Source organism: Nocardioides sp. (genome assembly GCF_025965415.1).
Classification (GTDB): Bacteria; Actinomycetota; Actinomycetes; order Propionibacteriales; family Nocardioidaceae; genus Nocardioides.
In genome coordinates, this window is the sequence record NZ_JAOPWY010000010.1 from 1 (window position 1) to 6,537 (window position 6,537).

Consider the following 6,537-nt stretch of genomic DNA (forward strand, 5'->3'; position numbering starts at 1 on the left):
TGTTCTGGTTGAGCATCATGCGCGGTGCGTAGAGCGAGAGGGCCGAGGTCTCGTTGCGCACGCTCTTGTTCAGGGTGCGGATCAGCGCGCCGGGCATCCCGGCGGCCTCGGACGCGATCGCGAGCGCCGTACGCACCGTGCTGGCCGAGACGTCGGCCAGCGAGGCGCCGCCGTCGTTCGGCTCCTCCTCGCGCGGCTTGCGCGGGCGCATCGCCCACGGGGCGGGCATGTTGCGCTCGTCGGGATCGGTCGACAGCACGCTCGCGAGCAGTCGCATCGCCGAGACGCCGTCGACGAGGGCGTGGTGGGTCTTGGTGTACATCGCGACCCGGTCGTCACGCAGGCCCTCGATGATCGCGGCCTCCCACAGCGGCCGCTCCCAGGCGAGCCGGGTGCTGTGCAGCCGCGAGCAGAGCTCGAGCAGCTCGCGGATCCGGCCCGGCTTGGGCAGCGCGCTGTGGCGGACGTGGTGCTCGATGTCGAACTGCTCGTCGGGCTGCCACACCAGCTGGCCCGCCGTACGCGCGGAGCGGTGGGGGTGCTTGAGGAACAGCGGGGCGATCTCCTCGACGTCGCGCATCTGCTCGTACATCTGGCGGACGTAGTTGCGGCCGGCCCCCTCGGGCTTCTCGAAGAGCTGCAGCCCGCCGACGTGCATCGGCATGTTGCGGTTCTCGGCCAGCAGGAAGCCGGTCGCAGTCGGGTCGATCGGGTTCACCACTGAGTGCTCCTCTACCCCCTGTTGAGGTCGTCCCGGCATCCTCTCCTCCCGTGACCACCGCCACAAGGGAGGGCGTCCGGGGTCTCAGGAGTCCAGCGACTCGATCCCGAGCGAGTGGACCAGCTCGGCCACCAGGGCGTCGACCACCGCGACGAGGTCGCCGCCCGACTCGTGCGCGACCGCGCGCTGGCGCTGGTAGGACGCTCCCCGCCTCGGGATGTCGGCGACGGTGCGCAGCTCGGCCTCGCAGTCGAGCCGACGCGCCACCGGCGTGAGGCGTTCCAGCAGGTCGTCGAGGTCGTCGGTCACGAGCCGCTCGCGGTTGCGGTCGTCGAGGATGACGATCGCGTCGAGGCCGTAGCGGGCCGCGCGCCACTTGTTCTCCTGGACCTGCCACGGGGGCAGGGTCGGCAGCGTCTCCCCGGCTGCGAGCCGGGTGTCGAGGTCGACCACCAGGCAGTGCATGAGGGCCGTGAGGGCGGCGACCTCGGCGAGGTCGGACATGCCGTCGCAGACCCGGTTCTCGAGGGTGCCGAGGTGCGGCGACGGCCGCAGGTCCCACCGGACGTCGGCCATCGAGTCGATGATCCCCGTCGTGGTCTGGTCGGCGATGCACTTCTCGAACTCCGACCAGGTGTCGAAGGTGAACGGCAGGCCTGCGGTCGGCAGCTGCTGGAACATCAGCGACCGGTTGGACGCATAGCCGGTGTCCTGCCCCGCCCAGATCGGTGAGCTCGCCGAGAGCGCGAGGAGGTGGGGGTACGTCGTCAGCATCGACGCCAGCACCGGCATCACCCGCTCGCGCTCGGGCATGCCGACGTGCACGTGGACGCCCCAGATCAGCATCTGGCGGCCCCACCACTGGGTGCGGTTGATGAGCTCGGCGTAGCGGTGGCCCTCGGTCAGCTGCTGGTGGGACCAGTCGGCGAAGGGGTGCGACCCGGCACCCAGCAGGTCGACGCCGAGCTCGCGGGCCGCGGGCGCGACGACCGCGAGGGTGTCGCGCAGGTCGTTGACCGCCTCGCCGACCGTCGGGCAGATGCCGGTGACGACCTCGACGGTGTTGCGCAACAGCTCCTTGTGCAGTCGCGTCGGCTCGTCGAGACGTCCGCCCGCGAGCTCGTGCACCTCGGACGCGATGCTGACGAGGTCGCGGCTGACCCGGTCCACGAGGGCGAACTCCCACTCCACGCCGAGCGTCGGCTCGGCTGATGCGTGGAAGTCGATGCGCATGCGCTCACTCTAGGGAGGAGGGCCGCCGGCGGGCTCACCCCTGTGACGGCTGGTGCGGTCGGCGGGTGCGAGCATGGCCGGGTGGACCAGCACGACGGGCTCTCCCCCGAGGAGAGCGAGGCAGAAGTGGCCGCCGAGCGGACCCGCGAGATCCACCTGACGATGGACCTGTGCCTCCGGATCGGCGAGATGCTGCTGTCGTCCGGGGCCGGAGCGGCCGACGTGACGGCGACGATGCGGGCGGTCGCCGACCATTTCGGGCTGCGCCAGGCAGAGGTGGACGTGACGTTCACCGCCCTCTCGATGAGCCACCAGCGCTCCATCGACGACGTACCGATGCTGATGATGCGCCACGTCCAGCAGCGCGACATCGACTACGAGGACCTCACCGCGGTCGACCACCTCGTGCGCGACATCCTCACCGACCAGGCCGACCTCTTCCTCGCCCGCACGCGGATGGCCACGATCGTCTCCCTCGGCCACGCCTTCCCCCGGTGGGCGGTGACCGTCGCGTGGGCCGTGATGGCAGCCGCGGTCGGCGTGTTCCTCGGCGGCGGGGTGGTGGTCTCGGCGGTGGCGGCGGTGGCGGCCGTGCTGATCGACCGCGTCCAGATCCTGATGGCACGGCGGCGGCTGCCGTTCTTCTACCTCCAGGTCGCCGGTGGTGCGATCGCGACGCTCCTGGCGGCGGCCGTGGCCGCCTCCCCGATCGAGGTCGACGAGTCCCTGGTCGTGACCGCCAACATCATCCTGCTGCTCGCCGGCATCGGGTTGATGGGCGCCGTGCAGGACGCGCTCACCGGCTTCTACCTCACCTCGAGCGCGCGCCTGATCGAGGCGATGATGGCGACTGCGGGCATCATCGCCGGCGTCGCGCTCGGCATCTCGGTCGCCGACGGATTGATGATCCCCCTCGACGCGCTGGTCCCCGGCCAGCTGGGCAACGCGGACCTCCCGACCATCGTCGCCGGCGCGGCCGTGTCCTCGGCTGCCTTCAGCGTGGCCTGCTACGCGCCGCGCCGCGCGGTGCTCCCCGTGGGGCTGATCACCGGTGTCGCGGCACTGATCTCGCAGACCGTCGAGGTCAGCGGCTTCGGGCGAGCGGCCGCCGCGGGAGTCGCCGCCTTCTTCATCGGCCTGGTCGCCTACGCCGTGGCCGGCCGCGTGCGGGTGCCCCCGCTGGTCGTCGCGGTGCCGGCGATCGTGCCGTTCCTGCCCGGCCTCTCGATCTATCGCGGGCTCACGTGGCTCGCCGACGGCGGCTACCTGGTGTCGCAGGGGATCCTCGCGCTGATGACGGCGATCTCGGTCGCCATCGCGCTGGCCTCCGGCGTGATCCTGGGGGAGTACGTCGCCCAGCCGCTCAAGCGCGAGGCCCGCAAGCTCGAGGGCCGGCTCGCCGGACCGCGACTGGTCGGCCCCTTCCGGGCGCTGACGCGCGCCGAGCGTCGGGCGCTCAGGAAGCAGTCAGGCGGCTGAGCTCCTCCAGCCAGCGGCGGGCGGTGCCGTCGTACGGCGCCACGCCGGCGCGGACGGCTTCGAGCACCTCGTCGCAGCTGGCCTGCGCCGCCGCGACCACGTCGGCGGGGTAGCCGTAGGCCACCTGGTGCTCGGCGAACTCGTCCTCGTCGTCGACGAAGGTCTCGCCGGGGCCCGCCGAGAGGTTCTGCGGCGCCGAGCGGCTGGAGGCCGGCGGCTCCGGGGACATCCGGATCACGTCGAGGTCGAGGTCGACGGCCCGCAGCACGTCGCCGTCCCACTCACCGGGCGTGGTGATGTCGATGTAGAGGTCGCACCAGATGCCGGGGGCGTGGAAGGTGGCGGCGTACCAGCCCCCTGCGGGCACCAGCGTCACCGCATCGACCTCGGAGCTGAACTCGTACCCGGGGCGGTGGTTGTGCGTGCCCTGCGGGAAGCCGAGCCACTCGCCGTGCTCGTCGGATCCGAGGTGGATGCCCTCGAACTCCCAGTGGGGCCGATCACCCCACTTCGTCATCTGGCAGCGGATCGGGGTGCCGGGCTCCATGGCTCCCAACCTATGCGAGCCGAGCTGACGCTTGTGCACGCACAGACAGTGCCGAGCTGGCGCTTGTGCACGCACAGACAGTGCCGAGCTGACGCTTGTGCACGAGCGCCGCGCGCACAAGGGTCAGCTCGACGGGTCGTCTGCGTGCACAAGCGTCAGCTCGGCAAGGTGACGGTGATCGTCGTGTCGCGGGGCGCGCTGGCGAGGTCCACGGTGCCGCCGTGCGCGGCGACGATGGCCTGGACCATCGACAGGCCGAGGCCCGCGCCGCCCGCGCGGGTGCGGGCCGCGTCACCGCGGGTGAAGCGCTCGAAGGCGCGCGGCGCCAGCTCGGGGGCGAACCCCGGGCCGTCGTCGTGCACGGTGAAGCCCTGCGCGGTCCCCGTCACGGTGACCGTGCTGCCGGCGGGGGTGTACTTCCGCGCGTTCGTCAGCAGGTTGGTGACGACCTGGTGCAGTCGTGCGGCGTCGCCGGTGACGCTGAGGGGAGCGTCGGGCAGGGCGAGCCGCCACTGGTGGTCGCCGTCGACGACCCGGGCGTCGTTGACCGCCTCCAGCAGCAGGCGGGACAGGTCGACCGGCTGGCGCTCGAGGGGCCGTCCCGCGTCGAGCCTGGCCAGGAGGAGCAGGTCCTCGACCAGTCCGGTCATCCGCGCCGACTCGGTCTCGACCTTGGCGAGGGCGGTGCCCGAGGTCTCGGGCTGGCGGCGGGCCAGCTCGGTGTAGCCGGCGATGGTGGCCAGCGGCGTACGCAGCTCGTGCGACGCGTCGGCGACGAACTGGCGCACCTGCTGCTCGCTGCGGTGGCGCTGGTCGAGCGAGGCCTCGACGTGGTCGAGCATCGCGTTGAGCGCGGCGCCGACCTGGCCGATCTCCGTGCGCTCGTCGGTGAGCCGGTCGGGCACCCGCTCGGTCATCTCGATCGCCCCTGAGGCCAGCGGCAGCTCGGCGACGCGGTGCGCGGTGCCGGCGACCTCGCGCAGCGGCGCGAGCTGACGGCGTACGACCCAGGTCCCGAGGCCGGCTGCGGCGAGCACGCCCAGCAGGGTCGCCAGGAGCTCGAGCCTCACGAGGTCCTCGATGGTGCGGTCGAGGTCGGTGGTGGGCAGTGCGGCGAGGTCGTAGCCGCCGAGGTTGCTGGCGCGCGAGAGCACGCGGTACGTCCCGAGCTTGGGCAGCCTGACGGTGCGGGGCTCACGTGCGCCGACAACTGCCGCGAGCGCCTTGACCTGGTCCGTGTCGAGGCTCTGCCGACCGACGTTGTCGTCGTCCCCCGCCACCACCTCGGCGTCGCCCGTGCCGTCGTCGGCGACGTGCCCCAGCACCACGCCGTACCCCTGCCCCAGGAAGGGCCGGTCATCACCGTCCCCGTCCTGGTGGGGCGGCAGGCCGCGGCCGGGCCCGTCGAACCCGCGCCCGATGCTGGCGCGCAGCTCCTCGTCGAGCTGGTGGCTCAGCTGCGAATGCATGGCCAGCGTGGTCGCGGTCGCGATGAGCAGGGCCGCGAAGGCGACGAGCAGCACCGCCACCGCCACGAGGCGGGCGGTGAGCGTGCGGGGGAGTCGCAGCGCGGTCACGTCGCCGGCTTCAGCACATAGCCCGCGCCGCGCATGGTGTGGATCATCGGGTCGCGCCCGGCGTCGACCTTCTTGCGGAGGTAGGAGATGTAGAGCTCCACGACGTTGGCCTGCCCGCCGAAGTCGTACTGCCAGACCCGGTCGAGGATCTGCGCCTTGCTGAGCACGCGCCGCGGGTTGCGCATCAGGAAGCGCAGCAGCTCGAACTCCGTGGCCGTCAGGCTGATCTCCTCGCCCGCACGGTGCACCTCGTGGCTGTCCTCGTCGAGAGTGAGGTCGCCGACGACGAGCATGTTGCCGGCGTCGGCCTGGGCGGCCGTGCCGCCGCGGCGGATCAGCCCCCGCAACCGGGCCACGACCTCCTCCAGCGAGAAGGGCTTGGTGACGTAGTCGTCGCCGCCCGCGGTCAGGCCGGCGATCCGGTCCTCGACCGCGTCCTTGGCGGTGAGGAACAGCACGGGTACGTCGTTGCCGTCGGCGCGCATCCGGCGCAGCACCTCGAGGCCGTCGAAGTCGGGCAGCATGATGTCGAGCACCACCGCGTCCGGGCGGAAGTCGCGGGCGGTCGCTACGGCGTCGGTCCCGGTGTGCGCCATCTGGAGGTCCCAGCCCTCGTAGCGCAACGCCATGGCGAGGAGCTCGGCGATGTTGACCTCGTCGTCGACGACGAGGACGCGCACGGGCGAGCCGTCGGGCCGGGTGAGCTGCTGCATGGCAGCATCCTGCCGCCGGTTCCTGTGGACTTCCTGTGACGCGCCTGTCACTCGCCCGCGGCTCCGGACGGGAAGTCTGGGCGGGCTCAGGGCCCGTTCACAGGTGTCGCACAGGGTGCGGGCGGACGCTCGGGGCATGAGCGACGACAAGCCCGGCGAGAGCCGACCCGACGACGAGACCCAGCCCGTACGTCCCGGGGGCGGGGCCACGCTCCCGTCCGCGCCGGCAGCAGCGCCCGGGTCCGAGAGCCCGGCCGGCGCCGAGCC

Annotated in this window: 6 protein-coding genes; 1 reads left to right on the forward strand and 5 read right to left on the reverse strand. The window is 72.3% G+C overall.

The window, feature by feature from the left end:
- Together JWN97_RS01085 and JWN97_RS01090 are read right to left on the reverse strand one after the other, a co-directional pair.
- Nucleotides 1-721 (reverse strand): wax ester/triacylglycerol synthase domain-containing protein (locus JWN97_RS01085; protein WP_297616863.1); only part of this gene is annotated, 721 nt, incomplete at its 3' end.
- 84 nt (nucleotides 722-805) lie between these two features.
- Nucleotides 806-1,954 carry a glutamate--cysteine ligase gene (locus JWN97_RS01090; RefSeq protein WP_297616867.1) on the reverse strand — a complete coding sequence of 383 codons (1,149 nt, stop codon included), beginning with the start codon at nucleotides 1,952-1,954 and terminating at the stop codon, nucleotides 806-808.
- 81 nt (nucleotides 1,955-2,035) lie between these two features.
- On the opposite strand from JWN97_RS01090, the gene JWN97_RS01095 reads away from it, so the two are divergent.
- Complete coding sequence (locus JWN97_RS01095; protein ID WP_297616870.1) at nucleotides 2,036-3,433, forward strand: threonine/serine exporter family protein; 1,398 nt, start codon at nucleotides 2,036-2,038, stop codon at nucleotides 3,431-3,433.
- Here JWN97_RS01095 and JWN97_RS01100 read toward each other — a convergent pair.
- The 3 genes from JWN97_RS01100 to JWN97_RS01110 all read right to left on the reverse strand — a co-directional run bounded on the left by JWN97_RS01100 (nucleotide 3,411) and on the right by JWN97_RS01110 (nucleotide 6,270).
- Nucleotides 3,411-3,980 (reverse strand): DUF402 domain-containing protein, encoded by a 570-nt coding sequence (locus tag JWN97_RS01100; protein WP_297616873.1) that lies wholly within the window; start codon nucleotides 3,978-3,980, stop codon nucleotides 3,411-3,413. The genes JWN97_RS01095 and JWN97_RS01100 overlap by 23 nt on opposite strands.
- 155 nt (nucleotides 3,981-4,135) lie before the next feature.
- Nucleotides 4,136-5,557 carry a HAMP domain-containing sensor histidine kinase gene (locus JWN97_RS01105; RefSeq protein ID WP_297616876.1) on the reverse strand — a complete coding sequence of 474 codons (1,422 nt, stop codon included), beginning with the start codon at nucleotides 5,555-5,557 and terminating at the stop codon, nucleotides 4,136-4,138.
- Entirely contained in the window at nucleotides 5,554-6,270 is a 717-nt protein-coding gene (locus tag JWN97_RS01110; RefSeq protein ID WP_297616879.1) for a response regulator transcription factor, read from the reverse strand. The genes JWN97_RS01105 and JWN97_RS01110 overlap by 4 nt, the downstream gene beginning before the upstream one ends.
- Between the last annotated feature and the right edge of the window lie 267 nt (nucleotides 6,271-6,537).

Coding starts and splice junctions, on each gene's coding strand:
- JWN97_RS01090 (WP_297616867.1), bottom strand. CDS start 1,954: ATGCGCATCGACTTCCACGCATCAGCCGAGCCGACGCTCGGCGTGGAG.
- JWN97_RS01100 (WP_297616873.1), bottom strand. CDS start 3,980: ATGGAGCCCGGCACCCCGATCCGCTGCCAGATGACGAAGTGGGGTGAT.
- JWN97_RS01110 (WP_297616879.1), bottom strand. CDS start 6,270: ATGCAGCAGCTCACCCGGCCCGACGGCTCGCCCGTGCGCGTCCTCGTC.